At 37.0% G+C, this 22,032-nt stretch carries 24 protein-coding genes and 1 pseudogene; all 25 read left to right on the top strand.

Annotated features, from left to right (window positions below; all coding sequences use genetic code 11):
* Nucleotides 1–2 precede the first annotated feature (2 nt).
* The 25 genes and pseudogenes from QNJ52_RS04225 to QNJ52_RS04105 all read left to right on the top strand — a co-directional run bounded on the left by QNJ52_RS04225 (nucleotide 3) and on the right by QNJ52_RS04105 (nucleotide 22,011).
* Complete coding sequence (locus QNJ52_RS04225; protein ID WP_283721947.1) at nucleotides 3–191, top strand: hypothetical protein; 189 nt, start codon at nucleotides 3–5, stop codon at nucleotides 189–191.
* On the top strand, nucleotides 160–432 hold the full coding sequence (locus tag QNJ52_RS04220; RefSeq protein WP_283721946.1) for a hypothetical protein: 273 nt from the start codon (nucleotides 160–162) through the stop codon (nucleotides 430–432). Before QNJ52_RS04225 ends, QNJ52_RS04220 begins: the two co-directional genes overlap by 32 nt.
* A 3-nt stretch (nucleotides 433–435) precedes the next feature.
* Entirely contained in the window at nucleotides 436–858 is a 423-nt protein-coding gene (gene dut, locus QNJ52_RS04215; protein ID WP_283721945.1) for a dUTP diphosphatase, read from the top strand.
* A gap of 53 nt (nucleotides 859–911) precedes the next feature.
* Nucleotides 912–1,337: a DUF1492 domain-containing protein gene (locus QNJ52_RS04210; protein WP_283721944.1), complete on the top strand. Its 426-nt coding sequence runs from the start codon at nucleotides 912–914 to the stop codon at nucleotides 1,335–1,337.
* 190 nt (nucleotides 1,338–1,527) lie between these two features.
* Complete coding sequence (locus QNJ52_RS04205; RefSeq protein WP_283722003.1) at nucleotides 1,528–1,812, top strand: HNH endonuclease; 285 nt, start codon at nucleotides 1,528–1,530, stop codon at nucleotides 1,810–1,812.
* Nucleotides 1,806–2,183 (top strand): hypothetical protein, encoded by a 378-nt coding sequence (locus tag QNJ52_RS04200; RefSeq protein WP_283721943.1) that lies wholly within the window; start codon nucleotides 1,806–1,808, stop codon nucleotides 2,181–2,183. The genes QNJ52_RS04205 and QNJ52_RS04200 overlap by 7 nt, the downstream gene beginning before the upstream one ends.
* Nucleotides 2,184–2,309: 126 nt before the next feature.
* Nucleotides 2,310–2,606 carry a P27 family phage terminase small subunit gene (locus QNJ52_RS04195; RefSeq protein WP_283721942.1) on the top strand — a complete coding sequence of 99 codons (297 nt, stop codon included), beginning with the start codon at nucleotides 2,310–2,312 and terminating at the stop codon, nucleotides 2,604–2,606.
* On the top strand, nucleotides 2,599–4,260 hold the full coding sequence (locus QNJ52_RS04190) for a terminase TerL endonuclease subunit (protein WP_283721941.1): 1,662 nt from the start codon (nucleotides 2,599–2,601) through the stop codon (nucleotides 4,258–4,260). Before QNJ52_RS04195 ends, QNJ52_RS04190 begins: the two co-directional genes overlap by 8 nt.
* Before the next feature lie 14 nt (nucleotides 4,261–4,274).
* Nucleotides 4,275–5,399, top strand: a complete 1,125-nt coding sequence (locus QNJ52_RS04185) for a phage portal protein (protein ID WP_283721940.1) — start codon at nucleotides 4,275–4,277, stop codon at nucleotides 5,397–5,399.
* A gap of 2 nt (nucleotides 5,400–5,401) precedes the next feature.
* Nucleotides 5,402–6,118: a head maturation protease, ClpP-related gene (locus tag QNJ52_RS04180; protein ID WP_283721939.1), complete on the top strand. Its 717-nt coding sequence runs from the start codon at nucleotides 5,402–5,404 to the stop codon at nucleotides 6,116–6,118.
* Between the two features lie 24 nt (nucleotides 6,119–6,142).
* Entirely contained in the window at nucleotides 6,143–7,300 is a 1,158-nt protein-coding gene (locus QNJ52_RS04175; RefSeq protein ID WP_283721938.1) for a phage major capsid protein, read from the top strand.
* Nucleotides 7,301–7,347: 47 nt separating this feature from the next.
* Nucleotides 7,348–7,608 (top strand): hypothetical protein, encoded by a 261-nt coding sequence (locus QNJ52_RS04170; protein ID WP_283721937.1) that lies wholly within the window; start codon nucleotides 7,348–7,350, stop codon nucleotides 7,606–7,608.
* Complete coding sequence (locus tag QNJ52_RS04165; RefSeq protein ID WP_349496646.1) at nucleotides 7,605–7,910, top strand: phage head-tail adapter protein; 306 nt, start codon at nucleotides 7,605–7,607, stop codon at nucleotides 7,908–7,910. The genes QNJ52_RS04170 and QNJ52_RS04165 overlap by 4 nt, the downstream gene beginning before the upstream one ends.
* Nucleotides 7,870–8,232: a phage head completion protein gene (locus tag QNJ52_RS04160; RefSeq protein ID WP_283721935.1), complete on the top strand. Its 363-nt coding sequence runs from the start codon at nucleotides 7,870–7,872 to the stop codon at nucleotides 8,230–8,232. The genes QNJ52_RS04165 and QNJ52_RS04160 overlap by 41 nt, the downstream gene beginning before the upstream one ends.
* The gene (locus tag QNJ52_RS04155) at nucleotides 8,229–8,630 is read left to right on the top strand and encodes a hypothetical protein (RefSeq protein ID WP_283721934.1); all 402 of its coding nucleotides are present in this window, start codon (nucleotides 8,229–8,231) and stop codon (nucleotides 8,628–8,630) included. Before QNJ52_RS04160 ends, QNJ52_RS04155 begins: the two co-directional genes overlap by 4 nt.
* A complete protein-coding gene (locus QNJ52_RS04150) occupies nucleotides 8,627–9,034 on the top strand; it encodes a hypothetical protein (protein WP_283721933.1) in 408 nt (135 codons plus the stop codon). Before QNJ52_RS04155 ends, QNJ52_RS04150 begins: the two co-directional genes overlap by 4 nt.
* Entirely contained in the window at nucleotides 9,035–9,661 is a 627-nt protein-coding gene (locus tag QNJ52_RS04145; protein WP_283721932.1) for a major tail protein, read from the top strand.
* A gap of 118 nt (nucleotides 9,662–9,779) precedes the next feature.
* Nucleotides 9,780–10,130: a phage tail assembly chaperone G gene (gene gpG / locus QNJ52_RS04140; RefSeq protein WP_283721931.1), complete on the top strand. Its 351-nt coding sequence runs from the start codon at nucleotides 9,780–9,782 to the stop codon at nucleotides 10,128–10,130.
* A gap of 50 nt (nucleotides 10,131–10,180) precedes the next feature.
* A complete protein-coding gene (gpGT, locus tag QNJ52_RS04135) occupies nucleotides 10,181–10,318 on the top strand; it encodes a phage tail assembly chaperone GT (RefSeq protein WP_481817289.1) in 138 nt (45 codons plus the stop codon).
* 60 nt (nucleotides 10,319–10,378) lie between these two features.
* The gene (locus QNJ52_RS04130) at nucleotides 10,379–15,256 is read left to right on the top strand and encodes a phage tail tape measure protein (RefSeq protein ID WP_283721930.1); all 4,878 of its coding nucleotides are present in this window, start codon (nucleotides 10,379–10,381) and stop codon (nucleotides 15,254–15,256) included.
* Between the two features lie 9 nt (nucleotides 15,257–15,265).
* The gene (locus QNJ52_RS04125; protein ID WP_283721929.1) at nucleotides 15,266–16,747 is read left to right on the top strand and encodes a phage distal tail protein; all 1,482 of its coding nucleotides are present in this window, start codon (nucleotides 15,266–15,268) and stop codon (nucleotides 16,745–16,747) included.
* A gap of 15 nt (nucleotides 16,748–16,762) precedes the next feature.
* A pseudogene (locus QNJ52_RS11560) lies at nucleotides 16,763–18,457 on the top strand (phage tail spike protein); the annotation flags it as partial.
* 2,548 nt (nucleotides 18,458–21,005) lie between these two features.
* Complete coding sequence (locus QNJ52_RS04115) at nucleotides 21,006–21,152, top strand: hypothetical protein (RefSeq protein ID WP_283721927.1); 147 nt, start codon at nucleotides 21,006–21,008, stop codon at nucleotides 21,150–21,152.
* A gap of 45 nt (nucleotides 21,153–21,197) precedes the next feature.
* Entirely contained in the window at nucleotides 21,198–21,485 is a 288-nt protein-coding gene (locus QNJ52_RS04110) for a hypothetical protein (RefSeq protein ID WP_283721926.1), read from the top strand.
* A gap of 13 nt (nucleotides 21,486–21,498) precedes the next feature.
* The gene (locus QNJ52_RS04105; RefSeq protein WP_283721925.1) at nucleotides 21,499–22,011 is read left to right on the top strand and encodes a phage holin family protein; all 513 of its coding nucleotides are present in this window, start codon (nucleotides 21,499–21,501) and stop codon (nucleotides 22,009–22,011) included.
* The last annotated feature ends 21 nt before the right edge of the window (nucleotides 22,012–22,032 follow it).

Raw genomic sequence — 22,032 nt, 5'->3', positions numbered from 1 at the left:
CTATGCAATATAAATTCAGCGTATGGCAGGTAATTACAGATGACGTATTCGCAACATTCGAGACAAGAGAACTCGCATTGAGAAAAGCAGCAGAGATTAATGAGTATGGTAAGCGACTAGCTTATGTTAAGGAGATTAAGGTGTATGGAGGGGAAAGAGATGATAAAAGTACCAGAATTCTTGAATCATAAAGCACTAGAGAAACAGAGACCTGCACGAGGTGGCACTCAATATATTTTTACATTCGATAACGGATATGGTGCAAGTGTTGTAAATCATTCTATTTCATATACGAACAGTGACGATGAATGGGAGTTAGCAGTATTAGAAGACACGTATCTTACTTACGACACACCAATCACTGATGATGTTATAGGGCATTTAGAAGTAGACGAAGTACTAACATTACTAGATAAGATTGAGAGGTTATAGAGAATGAACACACTAAACATCAAACTACTATCAGATAACGCAACACTACCAACACGAGGTAACCCCACTGACTCAGGACTAGACCTATACGCTAGTGAAGATATCACTGTCAAAGCAGGCAAGACATTAATCATTCCGACTGACATCGCTATCGAGTTACCTTTAGGATACGAAGCACAGGTTAGACCTCGTTCGGGAATGTCAGTTAAGACGAAGTTACGAGTAGTGCTAGGAACGATAGACCATACTTATCATGACCGTATCGGAATCATAGCAGACAATATTGGCACACAGCCTTATGAAGTTAAGAAGGGAGACAGGGTGGCACAGTTAGTGATTGCACCTGTAGTATATCCTGTAGCACAAGAAGTTAAGGAGTTTAGTTATGAATCAGAACGTGGAGGGTTCGGGTCAACAGGAAAGTAAGGACATACTCGAACGTGTAAGAGAATTACTTAATAAATAAAGGTGGTCAACGGATGATAAACGTAAAAGATTATTTGAGTTCAATTAGGTATACAGAACAAGAGATTAAATCATATGTACAACAAAAAGAACAATTAAAAGATTCTTTATACATCAAGACATCTACTTTGCGTGCTGATAAAGTACAAGAATCTGGTGGGAAGTATGACGATAAATACATTAAGTATATCGAACTATGTGAACATATCAATGAGAAGATAGATGAGTTGTTCGATTTAAAACTTACGATTAGCAATCAGATTGATAAGATAGAGAATCCTGAACGCAGACTGATACTCAGATTAAGATATATCAACCTATTATCTTTCGAACAGATAGCAGTTCAAATGGGATACGAGATTAGAAACATACACAGGATTCATGGCAATGCGTTGAACGACTTTGAAACGTGTCACGATATGTCAGTGAAAGTCATGTAGATAAAGGTTATTATTATATTATAGACGATCAGCAATCAAACGAAAGTTCACTTTCGAGGTGGGCATCTTTATTAGAAAAGGCTTATTTGTGCCATAAACAAATCACAATATTAAACAGGAGACATCTCATTGCGAGGTGTCTCTTTTATTATGGATGTGATAACTCATAAAGGATTATACTGATCCATTAATCAGACATAGGTTCTATAAGTCAAAGGCATGGCAGCACACGAGGGCATTGGTACTTGCGAGAGATAACAGGGAGTGCCAGGAGTGTAAGCGTAATGGTGTACTGACATTAGGTGATGAGAGTAAACATAAGTCGCTTGATGTAGACCATATACTTCCACTTGCAACGCATCCTCACTTAGCACATGACCTAGATAACCTAGAGACGTTATGTATTAAATGTCATAACAAGAAAGAGAAACGTTTTACAAAGAAGGAAAACAAATGGAGGGATGAGAGATGGTAGGCACAGTTACGTTAGGTATTGATAGGTACAACGCTTTATATAAGAGAGCATTACAAGCCGATGCATTAGAGAAAGAGAATGCAGAGTTGAGAGAGCGATTGAATGGTACAACTGATGTGAGTTATGAAGTAGTAGATGGTTCAGAACTTAGAAACAATACTAACAAAGTTACATTAGATGCAACAGAAGTTTATCGAGTTATAAGACAAGCATTCGATAAAGTAAAAGAAGAAGAAAACGTTAAAAGTGTGAAAGACCTTTTAGCAGAGCATGAGATGTTACGAAATATGGGAGTTTTTAAACATTATGCAAAAGGTGGAATAACTACAAAGGAAGAAGCAACAGAATTAAAAAGAAGTAAGAAGAAGTGAAGAAGAATAAGTAAGAAGCAATAACCCCCGGGTCAAATAAATCAATCCCGAGTAAAACACTCAGGAAACGGGGGAAGGCTCGATTCCACAGAAATATTTTAAAATTCGCACGATAGGGGGGGTGGCATGAATAAGCATGAGATTGAAACGTATCTAAAAAGTAGGGTAGCAGACACACCAATCAACAATGAGAAGATTGAACGGTACATAAACCTGTTAAATATCTTCTATGATTTAGATCAGTCGATTGAAGATAACGGTGCAATGTTATTAACAATCAATGGCTCGCAAGAATTCACTAAAGTGAACCCAGCTATTTCTGAAAAGAATAAGATTAACACGCAGTTACTTAATATCGAGAAATCGTTTGGCTTAGATGCACCGGTAGAAGTGGAGCATAAACCACGTGGTTTGCTTGATTGAGAATAAATACGTTACTGAATACATCAATATGTGGAAGACGGGCAAGATTATTCTTAATAAAGAGCGCATCTTACTTATTGCATACTTAGAAAAATACATTTTAACGAACGATAATCTTTATTTTGATAACGAAAAGATAGAACGTTTCATCAAATTCAGTAAGCGTTACTATTTTGCTTTAGAGCCTTTTCAGAAGTTTATTGCAGCATTCGTATTCTTATACGAGAAAGAAGATAATCTACAGTATTATGATGAGTTTGCTCTATTCATGGCACGTGGTGCGGGTAAGAATGGTTTTATCAGTGCATTATCAAACTTCTTGATAAGTCCATTACATGGTATAGATGAGTATGGTGTAACAATTGTTGCGAATTCAGAGAAACAAGCAAAGACATCATTTAATGAGGTCTACAACATGATTGACCGCAACGAACTGTATAAACACGCAGGTATGCCTGACGCTCCTTTTTCTATCAGTAAAACTGAAATTAAAGACTTAACAACAAAATCAATTATCAGTTATGACACATCAAATGCGAAAACCAAGGACGGTGGTCGTGAGGGGTGTGTTATTTTTGATGAAGTTCATATCTATGAAAATGCAGATATGGTAAACGTAAAACGTGGTGGTCTAGGTAAAGTTATACATGATAGAACGTTCTATATCGGTACAGACGGATTCGTTCGTGAAGGTTTCATGGACGGTCTGAAAGACAGAATTATGAATATTCTAAAGGGCAAAGAAATAGATGAGCGTTTGTTTCCATTCTGGTGTAAACTCGATGATCCAAAAGAAGTCGATACATTCAGTATGTGGGAAAAGGCAAACCCGATGTTCCATGCGCCTCAAAATAGTTATGCAAGAAACCTATATAGAAAAGTAATGACTGAATATAAGTCGTTACATACGAATCGTTCAAATAGAACAGAATTCATGACAAAACGTATGAACCTACCGGAAGTCGACTTAGAAAAAGTCATCGCTCCCTGGGAAGAAATACTCGCAACAAACAGGTTGATACCTGAACTCGATAATCAGATGTGTATAGGTGGTCTCGACTTTGCGAATATACGTGACTTTGCAAGTGTTGGATTACTTTTCAGAAAAAACGACGACTATATATGGATAACACACTCATTTGTACGTCAGGGCTTTTTAGACACAGTAAAACTTGAGCCGCCAATAAAAGAGTGGGAAGAAAAGGGTTATCTCACTATCGTTGATGATGATGTTATCGAGGTAGAGTACATTATCAATTGGTTTGTTAAGGCACGTGAGAAGTACGGACTTGAAAAAGTTGTCGCAGATAACTACAGAACAGACATTGTAAGACGTGCATTTGATGAAGTAGGTATACCACTTGAAGTGATACGTAACCCTAAAGCGATACATGGATTACTCGCACCACGTATAGATACGATGTTCGCAAAACACAATGTCATATATGGAGATAATCCATTAATGCGATGGTTTACGAATAACGTTGCTGTCAAGATTAAACCTGATGGGAACAAAGAATATGTTAAGAAAGATGAAGTTAGACGTAAGACAGATGGCTTTATGGCTTTCGTACATGCACTGTATAGAGCAGATGAAATCGTGAACGTTGACTTAGACGATTCGCTAGACTTCTTGAATAGCTTCAACTTCTAGGGAGGAGGTGAAACATGGGAATTTTCGACAGTATATTTAAGAAACGAGAAGATATTCAGTGGATGTATGATTACGATGCTATCGAAGATTTATCGAATCAAGCATACGTTAAGCGATTGGCACTTGATAGCTGTATCGAGTTTCTGTCTAAAGCAGTGGCACAAAGTCATTTTAAGATTATTGATGGTCATAAGTCGCTAAAAAATGACGTGTATTACAAGTTAAACGTTAAACCGAACACAGACATGTCGAGTGACACGTTCTGGCAGTCAGTTATCTATAAACTTATCTATGACAATGAAGTATTAATCGTTGTATCTGATAAAAAAGAGTTACTTATTGCTGACAGTTTCTATCGTAAGGAATACGCACTGTATGATGATGTATTCGAGAATGTGACGATTAAAGATTATCAGTATGAACGCACATTTAAGATGAATGAAGTGATTTATCTTAAGTTCAATAATAATCAAGTCGTAACGTTAGTAGAATCGTTATTCGAAGATTACGGTAAGATATTTGGACGTATGATCAATGCACAGATGAAGAACTATCAAATCAGAGGTATTGTTCGTGCTGAAAGCAATTCCATGGCTAAAGAGCAGCAAGAGAAGATGAGTGCTTATATGCAAAAGATATTCAAAGCATTCAGTGAAAATCAGACTGCTATCGTGCCTTTAATTAAAGGGTTTGATTATGAAGAATTATCGAAAGGTAATTCAAGCAACATCGCATTTACAGAGATGTCAGACTTACTTAAAGATGCAATAAAGAATGTAGCGTTGATTGTCGGCATACCACCAGGCTTACTATATGGAGAAACTGCCGACTTAGAAAAGAATATGAAAGTATTCGAGAAATTCTGTTTGAATCCTCTACTTAAGAAGATTGAAAACGAATTGAACGCTAAGTTATTTACGCAAAACGAGTATCTGAAAGGTAGTCGAATTGAAATTGTAGGTGTGAATAAGAAATCGCCACTCGAACATTCAGAAGCGATTGACAAGCTAGTAAGTAGTGGTTCATTCACACGTAATGAAGTGCGTATCATGTTGGGCGAAGAACCATCAGATAACCCTGAACTTGATGAGTATCTTATCACGAAGAACTATGAAAAAGCATCGAAGGGAGGTGAATAGTATTGAAGTTAGAGGTAAGAGGCGTAATTGTACCGAATGACGACAAATGGGTGTATGACTTGTTGGAGATGGACGCAACATCACCGAAAGATATCGCTGATCAATTGAAGGATGCGATAGGACACGTTGAAGTATTAATCAATAGTGGTGGTGGAGATGTCACAGCAGGAAGTGAAATATACACAATGCTACGAGAACATACAGGTACAGTAAACGTAAAAATTGTAGGATTAGCAGCAAGTGCAGCATCAGTAATCGCTATGGCAGGAGATAAAGTTGAAATCAGTCCAACAGCAAGTATTATGATTCATAATGCGTGGACATACGCAGCAGGCGACACTAACGATTTTAAGCGTGTATACGACATGCTGGATAGTACGAATCGTGGTATCGCTAATGCATACGTTGAAAAAACAGGTAAAAGTGAAGCTGAAATACTTGATTTAATGAACAAAGAAACTTGGTTTAATGCACAAGATGCGATTGAACATGGTTTCGCAGACAGTAAGATGTTTGCAGAGAACACTCCTCGTTTAGTCGCAAACGCTGGCCAAATGTTATCAGATGATGTGATTAATCGAGTAAGTGCCATTATGAATAAGACGCCGGAAGTAAAAATTGATGTAGATGCAATCGCAGAGAAAGTAATCGAAAAAATGAATAATAAAACGGAAACGGAACCCGAAGTCAAAAATGGACTTAAGAGGTTCTTTTTTTAATACAAAATTACAGGAGGTCACAAGATGACAATTAACTTAAGCAACGAGTTCAAGACAGCTCGTCAGAATTTTTTAAACGCAGTACAGAACAACGAATCACAAGATGTACAGAATGAACTTTATTCACAAATGATTAACGAATTATTCGAAGAGGCAAAAGCGCAAGCGAAAACGGAAGCAGAGGGCGTAATTAACATGCCTACAGCAGACCAAAAACTAAACGCTGAGCAACGTAAATTTTTCAATGAAATCAATAAAGAAGTAGGTTACAAAGAAGAAAAATTATTACCACAAGAAACAATTGACCGTATTTTTGAAGATTTAACAACAGCACATCCTTTACTTGAAGCATTAGGACTTAAAAATGCAGGATTACGCATGAAGTTCTTGAAAGCTGAAACAAAAGGTAAAGCAGTATGGGGTAAAATCTTTGGCGAAATCAAAGGTCAATTAGATGCAGCGTTCAGTGATGAAGAAGCAATTCAAAACAAATTAACAGCATTTGTTGTTATCCCTAAAGATTTAGTGGACTTTGGACCTGCTTGGGTAGAATCGTTCGTTCGCGCTCAAATTGACGAAGCATTCGCAGTAGCACTTGAAGCAGCATTCTTAAGTGGAGATGGTAACGATAAGCCTGTGGGACTTAATCGTCAAGTTCAAGAAGGTGTATCAGTTTCTATGGGTAAATACCCTGAAAAAGAAGCGAAAGGCGAATTAACATTCAAAGATTCAAAAACGACTGTTCTTGAATTTACTAAAATGTACGCATTCCATTCTCGCACTGAAAAAACTTCAACGAAACCATCACGATCAGTTGCAGTTACAGGTAACTTAGTATTAGTTGTAAATCCAACAGACGCATGGGTAATCAACGCACAACACACTACATTAAATGCTAATGGTGTATACGTGACTGCATTGCCATTTAACACACAAATCATTGAATCGGAAGCACAAGCACCAGGTAAAGTCTTATCGTTCGTTAAAGGGCGTTACGATGCTTATATTGGTGGAGGTATTACAGTACGTAAATTTGACCAAACGCTTGCATTAGAAGATATGGACTTATACACTGCTAAACAGTTCGCATACGGTAAAGCGAAAGATGATAACGCAGCAGCAGTTTGGACTTTAAAAGTTGAAGGACACACACCTTTAGAAGCGTTAGAAGAATCTTTATAAGATGGTCTCACTATTAGTGAGGTCATTTTTATTTTAGGAGGGATAAGATGAAGTACAAAGTTGTAAGGAAGTTCAATGATGAACAACACAAACATAAATACGAAGTAAACGACATTTATCCATTACCTAACAAAGAAAGTCGAGAGGACTTACTGATGAATGTTGAAAAGAATAAGTATGACAAAGTATATATCGTACCTTTAGATAAATTAACTAAGTTAGAGTTGCAGGAACTGTGTATCGCTCACGATCTCGAGTATCAGAAAACAGATACTAAAGCAGATTTAATTGAATTGTTGAGTGAATAGTTATGAACGAACTTTTAAAAGCGTTTAAGCAACTCGAAAAGATAGACCACTCTACAGAAGATGAACATATCACGAATTTACTACAACGTTCATACGATAAACTGCAGCGTGATTATGGTGCATTTGAAACACATAATCCATGTGGGCAAGCCTTAGTCTTAAGTCGCGCGAGATACGAGTATCAAGACTTACTTGAACACTTCAACGATAACTATAGAGAAGATTTGATTGACTTTGGTATAAGTCAGATGGAGGTTGAGAATGAAAACACAATTCAAGAAATCACGTATTACAACGCGTAGATTGAATACACGTGTGCATTTCTACAAATATGTAGAATATGATGGTCCTGAAGCTGGGGAACAGCAAGAAAAGCTCCTTTACAGCTGTTGGGCTAGTGTCGATGGTGTTTGGCTAAAAGAATTAGAACAAGCCATCTCGAATGGAACACACAATGACATAAAGCTGTTCATCAGAGACACGCATGGAGAATACATTCCTAACGAAAAACATTATATCAAGATTGATTCAGAGTACTTTAAGGAATCGCTGAACATCAAGCAAGTATCTCCCGACTTAGATAATAAGGACTTCATCATGATACGTGCAGGTTACAAGTCATGAGCGTAAAGTTCGAGGGATTGGATGAGTTAGAACGTGAACTCGAGAAACGTTTCGGAAGAAAAGCGATGCAAGCGATAACAGACAAAGCACTTATTGCAGGTGCTAAAGTGATAATCGAAGAAATAAAGAGACAACTTAAACCTTCTGAACGTTCGGGTGCATTAATCAACGAAATAACACATTCAGAGCCTTATTGGAACGGTGGTAAACGTACGGTTCATATCATGTGGAAAGGTCCTAATAATAGATATACACTTGTACATCTTATTGAGTACGGTCACTTTGATAAACGTGGCTTTTTCGTTAAACCAAAGGCACAGGGTGGTATTAATCGGGCAGTCAAACAGGGTCAAAGAAAATATACAGAGACAGTTAAAAGGGAGTTGAAAAAATTATGAAGGATATATTAATGACAGTATACAGAGCGATTGAAGACGATGAAATCATCGGTCAATACATCGAAAAAAAGAATATAAAGTTTAATCACTATCCTAACGTAAAAGATACGACATTCCCTTTTATCGTTATTGATGATATTGATGACCCTATGCCTACATCCTATGCAGATGGAGACGAGATGGCTTATGAATACACTGTTCAAGTAGACGTTATCGTTAAATATAGCGATAAATATAATGCAAGATTAGTGAGAAATATCATAGCTGATCGTGTTCAACATTTATTATGGAAGAAACTCAAACTAGGTAATGTATCAAGTAATAAACCGGAGTATTTAGAAGAATTTAAAACATACAGGAGTGCTCGGGTATACGAGGGCATTTTTTATAAGGAGGAAAATTAAATGGCAGTTAAATATGCATCAACACCAAAAGCGTATATCAATGTTAAAGATTTAGGATTCGCTAAACTTACTAAAGAAGGCGAAGCGTTGGTATATGACAATATTACTAAGACACGTGGACTACAAGAAATCGGAATTGAAACAGGTGGGGAACTTAAGACAGCTTATGCTGATGGAGGACCTATTGAATCAGGTAACACTGACGGAGAAGGTAAAATCAGTCTTAAAATGCACGCATTCCCTAAAGAAATTCGTGAAATCGTATTTAATGAAAAGTACGATGAGAACGGTGTTTATGAAGAATTACAGGGTAAACAGAACAACTATGTAGCGGTATGGTTCAGACAAGAACGTCGTGATGGTTCATTCCGTACAGTGCTTTTACCAAAAGTTATGTTCACTGATCCAAAAATCGAAGGGGAAACAGCGGAGAAAGATTGGGAGTTCTCATCTGAAGAAGTTGAGGGCGAAGCGTTATTCCCTATCTTAAATGGTAAAAAACCTACTCGTAAATACATTTACGATTCAGCAAATGACACTGTGAATGCAGAAGACCCTGAAAAGGGAGAAGCAGCATTCCTTAAAAAAGTATTAGGTGAAGCATACGAATTAGCAGAGTCTTTGTAAAAAGTCCGGTAGAACCGGACGAAACAGAAGATGAAACAGAACTAACAGAATAAAAAATAACAGAAAAAAACTAAGGGACTTGAAGTCCCTTTTCTAATTAAAAGGAGAGAATAATAAAATGGCAAAATTAAAACGTAATACTATTCAACTAATCAAAGACACTAAAGCAGAAGAAGTAGAATTCCAAACATTCTTAACACCGCATTTCATCCCATTCGATATGGTATATGAAGCAATCGACTTATTAGATGAAATCGAAAAAGAAGGTAACGAAATGAAACCACGCGAAATGATTGATAAGTTGATGCACATGACAGTTCGCATCTACAACGACCAATTCACTGTCGATGATTTAAAAGCACGTTTACACGCTCCTGATGGCATGACTACATTACGTGACCAAGTATTATTCGTAACACAAGGTCAGCAAACAGACGAAACGAAAAATTTCATCGCAAGCATGAAGTAACCGAAAATGATTTAACGTACGAAGGTATGTTAGAGAATATGGATACTATCATGCTAGACTTAATTGAAAATGGCAAAGATCCGAACGAAGTTTTGAAAATGCCATTTTATTACGTTCTATCTTTATATGAGAATAAAAGCAAAGTTGCATCAGAAGATAAAGCAGAAGCACTTCTGAATGCGTTTTAACCACCTTAGTCTATATGACTAAGGTTATTTTTTTGAATTTTTTCAGGAAAGGAGGACAACATGGCAGAAAGAATTAGAGGTCTATCCATTGGTTTAGACTTGGAATCAGCAGGCATTACACGTTCTCTATCTGAAATAAGACGTAGCTTTAATACGTTGAATTCTGATTTAAAACTCACATCAAATAACTTCAAGTACACAGAGAAGTCTACAGATAGTTATAAGCAGCGTATACGTGAACTTGATGGAACTGTTAAGACGTATAAGAAGAACGTTAGCGAACTCTCTAAAGAATATGAACGTGTTAAAAATGAACAGGGTGAAAATAGCAAGCAAGCAACGGACTTGCGAAAAGAGTATAACAAACAAGCTAACGAACTGAACAGACTTGAACATGAGTTAGGTAACACAACTGAAGAATTTAAACGATTTCAGAAAGAGGCTAATGATGCAGCACGCATTTCAAATAGTGCGTTCGGTAAATTAGGTCAACAGTTCACTGATTTAGGACCTAAGTTTAAAGAAGTTGGCGACCAAATGAAAAACGTGGGTCGTAGCATGTCAATGTATGTGACAGCACCTGTTGTCGCAGGCTTCGGATTAGCTGCTAAAAAAGGAATAGACTTTGACGATGCAATGCGTAAGGTGCAGGCGACAAGTGGAGCAAGTGGCAAAGATTTAGAAAAATTGAAAGACAAAGCACGAGAGATGGGAGCCACTACTAAATTTAGTGCGTCAGATGCAGCAGATGGTTTGAACTACATGGCACTAGCAGGATGGAAGACCAACGATATGATGGAAGGGTTACCCGGAATCATGAATTTAGCTGCCGCATCAGGCGAGGACTTGGGTGCTGTTTCTGATATTGTAACTGATGGTTTAACAGCATTCGGACTCAAAGCTAAAGACAGCGCACATTTCGCAGACGTACTCGCACAAACGAGCTCTAATGCAAACACTGATGTTAGTGGGTTAGGAGAAGCGTTTAAATATGCTGCTCCAGTCGCAGGAGCATTAGGCTATTCAATAGAAGATACTTCTATCGCAATTGGGTTAATGTCGAATGCGGGTATCAAAGGAGAAAAAAGTGGTACAGCCTTACGTACTATGTTCACTAACCTAGCTAAACCAACAAAAGCGATGGCGAATCAAATGGAAGATTTAGGACTGTCTATCACAGATTCTAACGGGAAAATGCTTCCAATGAGAGATATTATGGATAAAATGCGTAGTTCTTTCAAAAACTTATCTAAGGACCAACAGGCTAGTGCAGCAGCAACGATATTCGGTAAAGAAGCGATGAGTGGTGCGTTAGCGATTATTAATGCTTCTGATGAAGATTACCAGAAACTCACAAAATCTATAGATGGCAGTTCAGGTGCTGCTAAACGTATGAGTGACACGATGGAGGGTGGAGTTGGGGGTAAATTGAGAACCCTACGATCACAAATCGAAGAACTCGCACTCACGCTATACGATTATCTACAGCCTGCAATCAGTAAAACGTTAGATATATTCAGTGGAATCGTTACAGCGATTACCAATATACCTAAACCATTACAACTTATGGCAGTAGGATTCGCAGCAATTGCAGCAGCTCTCGGACCGGCTTTATTAGTCGCAGGTATGTTCACTTCATCAATTGGTAGCATGATGACTGTATTTGGACCACTGATAACAGGTGTCGTAAAAGCAGGTGGAGGATTTGCATTCTTAAGTGCGAAAATGGCACCTATACTGACCAAGTTACCAATATTAAAAACAGCATTCGCAGTCTTAACAGGTCCAATCGGAATAGCAATCGCAGTAATTGGTGGATTAACCGCAGCATTCGTTATCGCTTATAAGAAATCTGAAACGTTTAGGAATATCGTGAATGGTGTAGTAAATTCGGTTAAAAAAGTATTTACTGATTTCGGTAACGTTATAAAAGGTTTCAAAGGTTTATTTACCGATGAAGGGTACGACGGTGGCATCGCTTTATTGAAAAGTGTCGGATTATCAGATAGCACTATTCAGAAAATGGACGATTTTGCGTTGAAATTCAATGAGTTTAAGGCAAAAATAATGGCTGTTGTAAACATGTTTAAAGGAGATTGGATGAAAGGAAGAAGTCTGCTTCAATGGACTGGCATGGATCAACAACAGATAATTGATGTTGAAAATGCAGTGATAAAAGTAAAACTTTTCTTCCACAATCTTAAAGAAGATATAATAAACGTCTTTACAGCGATTAAAACGTTTGCTATAAGTATAGGCGCTCAAATCAGTGCGTTCTGGAATAAGAATGGCACAGAAATTATGCAAGCTCTAACTAACATTTCCAATGCGTTTAGAACGATATTCATGGCGATATACACAGTCGTCAGCACTGTATTTAATACAATGATATTACCTGTAATAAAAGTTGGTATGAAAGTTATACAAACCGTTATGAGCGTTGTGTGGACACTTGTTAAAGAGTTAGTTGTATCAACATGGAATAACATCAAAGGTGTTATTCAGGGTGCTTTGAAAATAATTATGGGTGTCATCAAAGTATTCTCTAGTCTTTTCACAGGAAATTGGAAGGGACTATGGTCGGGTATTAAACAGATTCTTAAAGGTTCTGTTCAGTTGATTTGGAATCTTATCAACCTTTGGTTTGTCGGTAAAATTTTAAAAACTGTACGAGTATTCGGTGGATTGTTCAAAGGGTTATTCAGCGGTATATGGAACACTGTCAAGAAGATATTCACTACAGCATTATCAGCTGTATTCAATAGTTCTAAACGATCATTCACCAATATTCTAAACGTTGGCAAGAGTATCTTCAACACATTGAAAAACTTCTTCTCTGCAATATGGAGAACTATTAAGAATATATTCAGTTCAACGCTCGGAAATATTTGGGGCGGTGTTAAAAATAACTTTAACAGAATTTTGAACTTTGGTCGTAGTACATTTACGAATCTAAAGAACACAATGAACAACCTATGGAATGGCATTAAGAACAACACTGTCGGTAAAGCAGAAACGATGAAGAAGAAGATTACAGGGATATTCAGCGGCATGAAAGATGGCGTGAAGAAACACATTGATAAAATCGGCGAACACATCGGTGGCATGACTAAAGGCGTTAAAAAGGGACTTAATAAGTTAATCGGTGGAGTAAACTGGGTTGGTGCTAAACTGCACATGGATAAGATACCTGAAGTTAAGCTGCACACAGGTACAGGCTCACTTACACGCAACGGTAAACTTGCACAAGACACATTCGCCACAGTTGGAGACAAAGGTCGTGGCAACGGTCCGGGTGGTTTTAGACACGAGATGATACGTTATCCGAATGGAAGAATGGCGCTTACACCTAATCGTGATACGAAAGCGTTTCTACCTAAAGGCTCTGAAGTATTTAATGGCGCACAAACACACGCCATGTTCAGTAATGGTACGTTCCCTAGATTCCATAAAGGTACAGGCACTAAAGCTAAAAAAGGCGATAACATATTCAGTGATGTTGTAAACGGTGGTAAAGCTGTAACAGGTAAAGTTGTTGATGGTGGTAAAGCCGTAGTCAATAAAACTTTAGAAACTGCTGCAAAAGGGAAAGAATGGTTAAGCGATAAAATCGGCGATGTAATGGATTGGATAGATGATCCGGCTAAACTTTTAGAAAAAGTATTAGAAGGTTTCGGTATCGATATGTCATCGTTTGGCATTCCTAAAGCGGCAAGTCTACCGTTCGACATGATGAAAGGTATGTTTAAAAAGTTAAAAGATGGAGCAATTAAAACGTTCAAATCATGGTTCGATGAACAAGGTGGAGACGGTGGTTACATCGATTTAGCAAAAGGAATCAACTTCCCATTCAGTCCGAATGGTAGAGCGCCGGGTTATCCGTTCCCACAACCTCACATGGGCGTCGATTTGAACTACGTTTATGACAAGTTATACAGTGTCATGGGTGGTAAAGCGACAGCACGTTCAGGTTATAACGGTGGATTCGGTAACATGGTTGATATCGTTAAAGGGAATATGAAGGTTATTTATGGTCACATGAGTAAACATGCGTTCAAAGGTTCGAAGGACGTTAAACCGGGAGATTATTTGGGAGTATCCGGAGATACAGGTATGTCATCGGGACCTCACTTGCATTTAGAGGTACAGAAAAACGGTGTGCCGATTGACCCTATACCATGGTTGAAGAAAAATAATGGTGGTGGTACTTCAGGTAAATGGAATGGCGATATTAAGAAAGCGTTAAAACTCGCAGGACTACCAACAACATCTGCTTACGTGAACGCTTGGAAACAACAGATTCAGACTGAATCCGGTGGTAATCCTAACGCCATCGGTGGAGATGACGGATTAGCAGACGGTAAAGCGAAAGGACTTGTACAGGTTAAACCAGGAACGTTCGATGCTTATAAATTACCGGGGCATGGCAACATCATGAATGGACTAGATAACTTAATCGCCGGTATGCGATACGCTAAAGCAAGATACGGTGGTTCTTTATTATCTGTAATCGGTAAAGGTCATGGCTATGCTACAGGTGGACTAATCAAAAATGCTGGTTGGTATAACATCGCAGAAGGTGGTTATCCTGAATGGGTTATCCCTACTGATCCAAAAAGAAGTAGTGAAGCTATGGCAATGTTAGCTATGGCAGCGAACCAAATCAGAGGGAATAAGACAGCAGGTAATAAACGTCCTAGTCAGTTATCGAACAGCAGTATTGCTTCATCAAATAACGATGCTTTACTATTCCAGATGATACAACAACAACAAGAACAGATTGCGTTACTCGCACAAATCGTACAGAGTAATCAACAGATTGCTGATAAAGACTTCACAATCGATAAGTACGAACATAAGAAACAGGTGTTTGAAGGCATAGACGACTATAACAGACAGAAGTCACGTAAAAGTCAGTTTAGACCATCATTCGCATAGGAGGTAGTTATGAACGATACAATTATCGTAAATGGCAGAAAACTTTCATGGCTAATTGTTGAAAGAGGGTTTAAGATACCCTCTTTTAATTTTGCTATTGAATCAGAAAATATACGTGGTAGAGCAGGAGCAGTTAAGAAGAATAGAAGTTTGAACGCTTATTCATTCGAGTTGCCATTAATCGTGTTGAACGATTATATCAACGGTACGAAGTCGTATGATGACATCGCAAACGAACTCACTAAACTATTTGATTATGATGAACCTGTAAAGCTACAGTTTGAGAGTAAGGATTGGTATTGGAACGCTGAATTTGAAGGTCCTATTGAGATTTACAAGGAAACGACAGGGCAGATTAATAACTTCACTATTAATGTAGTACTCAATGATCCATACAGATACGCTGCTACAGGTAGTATGAACACAGCAATATCTGACCAAGTATCAATTGTTAATACAGGTACAGCAGATACACCAATCACAGTAGAAGCACGAGCATTACAGGATAGCAGTTTCTTCATGATTACTAAAAGTGACGAAGATTATTTTATGATTGGTGATGATGATGTAACAGTTACACCTAAAGATTACACCCCTAAGATTTATCATAATGAATTTCGTGATTTAATTGGTTGGACTAGGCAATCGGTAGGAAGTATCAACGACACGTATCTAGGTGGAACGCTCGGTGGAAGTTATACGATTGCTAATAATAAGGAAAGTTTTAAACTGAACAACGCACCTTCAGGCAGTGGTTGGGTAGGCGCTTCATATAAAAGACCGTTATCAAAACAGTTGCAAGATTTTAGAGCGACCTTTAAAGCTATTATTTATCAGAAGGACAAAGGGGCAGGCAAGACAGTACAACACATCTATGACACAGAAAACAGATTGATTGCTGCAATTGGTTATGATAATCGTTTTGCATCAAAAAAGAGTGGTCGATTTATAGCAACGTTATTCAACGAGACAGGCGAACAGATTAAGATTTACGATAAAACAAACTCTGCTTTTATATCGAATATGAATGTTATAACAATTTATATTCAGATAACGAGAAAAGGAGAACAGTTCACAGTTCGTTCGTGGTTATTCGATGAAACGAAAGATCCTTCAAGAAAACGACCATTAGATACAGTAGAGAAAACTTATACAGATGCAGGTAAGTTCTACCAACGTCCTGTATCTTCAATCAGTATAAGTACCTTTAAATATGCAGGTGCTAAAGAGATGGTTATGAACCCTTTAGGAACGTTCAACACAGAGATATTACCTAAGCAGAAAGGTGCAAAGGATATGATTATCAAGAAAGGCGATTTAATCACGATTGATACGAAGAACTTTAATGTAGTCGTGAATGAAGAGCCATTTTTACACGAGAAGACTTTCGGCAGCGACTTCTTCAACGTTGATAAAGGAGTATCTGAACTGATGATATATCCAACAGGGGTGTTCGACACAACGGTAAGATGGCAAGAGCGATTCATATAGAAAGGAGGTTAAAGGTTGATACACGTATTAAACTTTAAAGACGAGATTATAGATTTTATCTCGCAGAATGACAAACATATCATTCAAGCTAATCATAAAAGAAATATCAATGATCGTTCTGAAACGTTCGACTTCACGATATTATCTAAACGTACCGAACATCTGAAAGAGCGTAATAGAATCATCATTCAAGATAGCAACAAACAGTATCGTGAGTTTATCATCGAACATATATCAAGTGATATTGATGGATATACTACTATCGAATCGAGTGCATCGTATCTACAAGACATAGCAACAGCTAAACCATTAGCACCTATGAAGTTAGAGAAGATGACAACGATGCAGGCACTAAAAGAAGTTCTTAAAGATACAGGTTGGGAAGCATCAGACGAGACTGAATACGGTGGTACTCGAACGACTTCATGGACGAGTTACAATACTAAGTATGAAGTCCTTTTACAGTTATGTACGACTTACGATATGATGCTAGACTTCTATATTGAGCTTGATAGTAATACAGTCAAACATAGATATGTAACGTTGAAGAAACGTAATGCGTTGTTTAAAGGTAAAGAGATAACGTATGGTAAAGACTTACTAGGCTTAAAGCGTACTGTAGACTTATCAAGCATCAAGACAGCGTTATTATGTATTAGTCCAGAAGATGACAAAGGACAACGTATCGTATTAGAAGTACATGATGATGAAGCACAGGAACGTTTCGGACTTCCTAAGCGCTATATTTGGGATGTATACGAACCTGAATCAAGCGATGATAAGATGACTGAAGCGAGATTAAGAACGTTAGGAACAACTGAACTTAATAAGCGTAAAGTAGAGATAATCAGTTACGAAGTATCTTCATTAGATATTAGAGACAGTCAGCCTCACGAAGTCGTTTATTTAGGAGATAAAGTAAGGATAAAAAACAGAGACTTCACACCAGCGTTATACGTTGAAGCAGAAGTTATTGGCGAAGAGTATGATCTAATCGCTAAAGAAAGTAATTATTTATTCGGTCAGTATAAAGAGTATCGCGAGGAAGATTTACGAAAAGCGTTCGAGAAACGTTTATCTGATATACGAACGAAGTTGAATGACAGTATCTCAAACGTGAATACGATTGTACAGGAAACACTGAATACTGAGTTGCAGTACTTCGAGAAAAAGATTATCAAGTCGGCTACACCACCCGAAAATGCGGTTAATGATGTTTTATGGCTAGATACATCTAATCCTAATGTGCCTATTTTGAAAAGGTATTGGGAGGGACAATGGATAAAAGCATCTGTAGATAATGCTGAGGATATAGGTGGTATCACACGAGAAAAGGCTTTATTCAGTGAGTTAAACAATACATTCATCAACTTAACGATACAGCATAGTAGGTTACTCAACGAAATGCACGAAGTGATGAACAGTGAGTATTTAGTAGACGAAGATATTAAAGCATCATTAAATAGTAATCTTGATAAGACGGTATCAGTGTTCAACAACATAAAAACTAATCTTGATAGCATGACTGAAGACACTGCTACAATCGGTAAATTAGTAGACATACAAGCGTTATTCTTAAAGTATCGAGAACAGTTGCAGGCACTGTATAAAGTGGTCGAACAGGCTAAACTATCAATTGATGCAAGGTTCAAGTTGTTACAGGCACAGTATACTGATGAGAAGTTTAATGAAGCTATGGAGAATGTAGCAAAGACTCTTCCGAACGGAAGATGGAACGCTGACACTAAAATCTTAACTTCTGATGTACCTAATCAAGATAAACTAGACAGTATCGTTAATGATCTGAAACTGTATGTCAATAATCAAGACAACACACTTGAAACTAAGATTGGTAAATCTGTAGATGCCAAAATTGTTGACACGAAGAATGAGTTCACAAGACAGTTTACTGAAGTGAATAGTAAAGTTGATGGAATTGAAATTGGTGGAAGAAATTTACTGAAAAACAGTAAACATTTTGCTAAAGACAGATGGCTAAATTATCAAAGTTCAACAATAGAAACTATAAAAAATGAAAATTATTATAATGTAAAAATAAATGGTGGTTCAAATTTAATTAAAGGTTTTTATATGGTTAATGAATTAAAAGAAAACTATGTTAATGAATTTGTTACATTATCTATTAAAATTAAAAATAATGGGTCGCCATTAGTATTAGGTCATAATTGGTTGGCTAAACAAACAGATAATCCACTACCTAAAGGTTTTGATGGAATATACCATTATTCTGGATATATAAGTTCTTATGCTGCTGGTCAAATACAGTTTAGGACTGAAAAAGTTGAAGATGAATTGGATTTTGATATTTATTGGGTAAAAATAGAAAAAGGTAATAAAGCAACTGATTGGACACCAGCACCAGAAGATACTGATAAATCTATTAATGATGTAAAAGTCAGAGTTGAAACAGTTGAAGGTGGATTAACAGCTACTAACAAAAAGTTTGAAACTGTCTATAGTAAAACTGAAACAGAGAAACTCCTAAATTCATCACTTGAACCTATTAAAACAGATGTAAATAGCACTAAAAGTTCTATTGAACAGCTTGATAAAGAAATAAAAAGTAAAGTCTCTCAAACAATCTATACAACAGACCAAGCAAATGTTGTAAAAAGATTAAACAGTGCTGATACTGAAAGACAACAACTGTCTAATCAGATAGCAGATAGAGTTACAATTACTAAATACAATAATGGTATAGAAGCAATTGAACAGAATACAGACCAAAAACTTACCACGATGAAAACTGAGATTATTCAAGATGGTAAGAAAATCTCACAGGAAGTATCACAACAGATTTATAATGTGAGCAGCAAGACTTTGAATCAAACATTATCTCAATACATCAATAGTATTTCTACAGGACATCAGTTCACTTATGATGAGAATGGAAACATTACAAGTTTTATTGTTGGTCCAAATGGTATCAAGCTAAACGCTAAAGTGATTGATATGAATGATGGAGACGTAATTATTAAAAATGGTGTAACTACTATATCTGATGCCTATATCCCTAAACTATTCAGTAAACAGGCTACAATCGAATACTTGAAAGCACGAGATATTGACTTGAACAAAGCAACAGTTAGTGGTTCTTCGGAAGGTGAAACGACTGTATTGTCTGGTGGTAAAATTCGTTCTACAGGAACATTCACACGTACATTCCCAGAAGGTTCTGCTACTTATGAATCATATACTGAAAGTTGGAATGGTACTTATAGAAGTGGATTAATCAGTAAAACATCTGGAGGAAAAAAACAAACTGGTATCACACGTTGGCTATCACTTAATGATAAATCAGTGACAACACAAAGGGAGATACATTCAGCATCACCAGATAAGAACGGTGCAAGATTTATAGACTTCTTTGCAGAAGAAACATTCGGTAGTGATGTGACGGGACAAGGGATGCATGTCTATTCTGGGCAGGCATTAAAGATTGAATCGGAGTATGGATTGTATCTCAATGCTAATAAACGTTTCTATATCCGTACTGAAGATAGTGGATTAGAGATTAATAAGGACGGTCAAAACTTAGTATTGAAACGTACTTCTCCGTATAATTCAACAGCTGGTTCTGGTGGTAGTTATATGTCTATACAATCATCTGATGGCGTAGAACAAGGACATGTTGGTATTCTATCTAACAACCGACATTTAAGTTTAAAATCTAGTTATGGTGAAGTACTTTTAAAAGGCAGTAAAGTGTTTGCTCTAGATGCAGATGGTGTAAACAGGGTTCAGATGTACGCACAATACTTTAGTGGTGAAAAGATAATCGGTAACATTGAAGCTGCTGACACCAATATCTACGCTATGTGTCACGATGAATTACGTGTCGTAAGTAAAGCTGGATATAACAACGGAGATCCAAACTATAAGAATATCAGGTTCGGCAGCTGGAATGCTATGTCACATGAAAAGTACAAGCACGACATTAAAGCGTGGGATTATAACGTACTTGATATATATAGGAATGACTTATTGCTCCATTCGTATAAAGTGAATTCGGAAAAAGATTCAACTTACTACAGAATTCATCATGGTATTATACTTCGAGAGAACTCGAATTTAGATCAGTTCCCTGTAGAATGGAGAAATGGCGATGGCTTTGATGGTAACGAGGTTTTGTGGTGGAACACGAAAGCTGTTCAAGAATTAGCACATGAGAATACTGATTTGAAAAACAGAGTTAACGATTTAGAAAATAGACTAAAAACATTGGAGGACAAACTTAATGAACAGAAATCATGAGAAAGAATTACTTTTCTATCAACAGGAACTCGCTAAAGTAATGAACGAAAAGATTATTTTACAAGCTATGTTAGACGATGCTTTAGAACAGCTAGAAAATAATAACGATAATCAAGAAGGTGCAGAATAATCTGTAGCTTCTTTTTTATAAATAAAAAAACAGGAGGTCATTTAAATGACAGAAAAAATTCAAGAGTTTTATTTAGTAGAAAGAAATGCAAGTGGTTCAGAAAGTTGTTTGACACGTAACTATTCAAATGGATTTGTAGCAGGCGCTACACCTAGCAACGCTTTTAAGTTTAAGGAAGAGGAGCAAGCGAAACAGTTCTGTAAGATGCAGAATATGTTAGCGAGTATTTTTGAAAATGGAACTAAAACTTTCTATGTAAAACAAGATGTTGAACGTACTAAGTACACAGAAGACGGTCAAGTGGTAGAGGAAACGACAGAAGAAACATTATAAGAGGTGGTAAAAAATGTGGATAAAAATCGGAGGAATGGATTTGGAAAATATAGAGATGCTTAAATTTTATTTATACGGAGGGGATATCAGATTATTACACTACTTATGTATATTGATGTTAGTAGACATCGTGACAGGTATCGCTAAAGCAGTGTATAACAAGAATTTATGGTCGAGAAAGTCGTTATTCGGCTTTGCTAGAAAATTGATGGTATTCTGTATCATCGTATTAGCGAATATTATTGATCAGATACTTCAATTGAATGGTGGATTGGTCATTGTCACGATTATATTCTATATCGCAAATGAGGGACTTTCTATTATTGAAAATTGTGCTCAGATGGGTGTGCTAGTACCTGCAAATATATCAGAGAAATTAGCAGTTATCTTAAGTGAGAATGATAAGCAGTCAATTACAACAGAAGTGAAAGAAGAATTCACAGCTAAACATTCAAAAGATTTGCCTGGGGGACAGGTTGATGTAAGCGTTAAAGTTCAGTCAGAAAAAAACGATGAAATAAATTAAGGCAGCTCACTATGAGTTGTC

The sequence above is a fragment of the Macrococcus sp. S115 genome, from assembly GCF_030067655.1.
Taxonomy (GTDB): domain Bacteria; phylum Bacillota; class Bacilli; order Staphylococcales; family Staphylococcaceae; genus Macrococcoides; species Macrococcoides psychrotolerans.
This window is presented reverse-complemented; position numbering and strand designations above follow the sequence as displayed.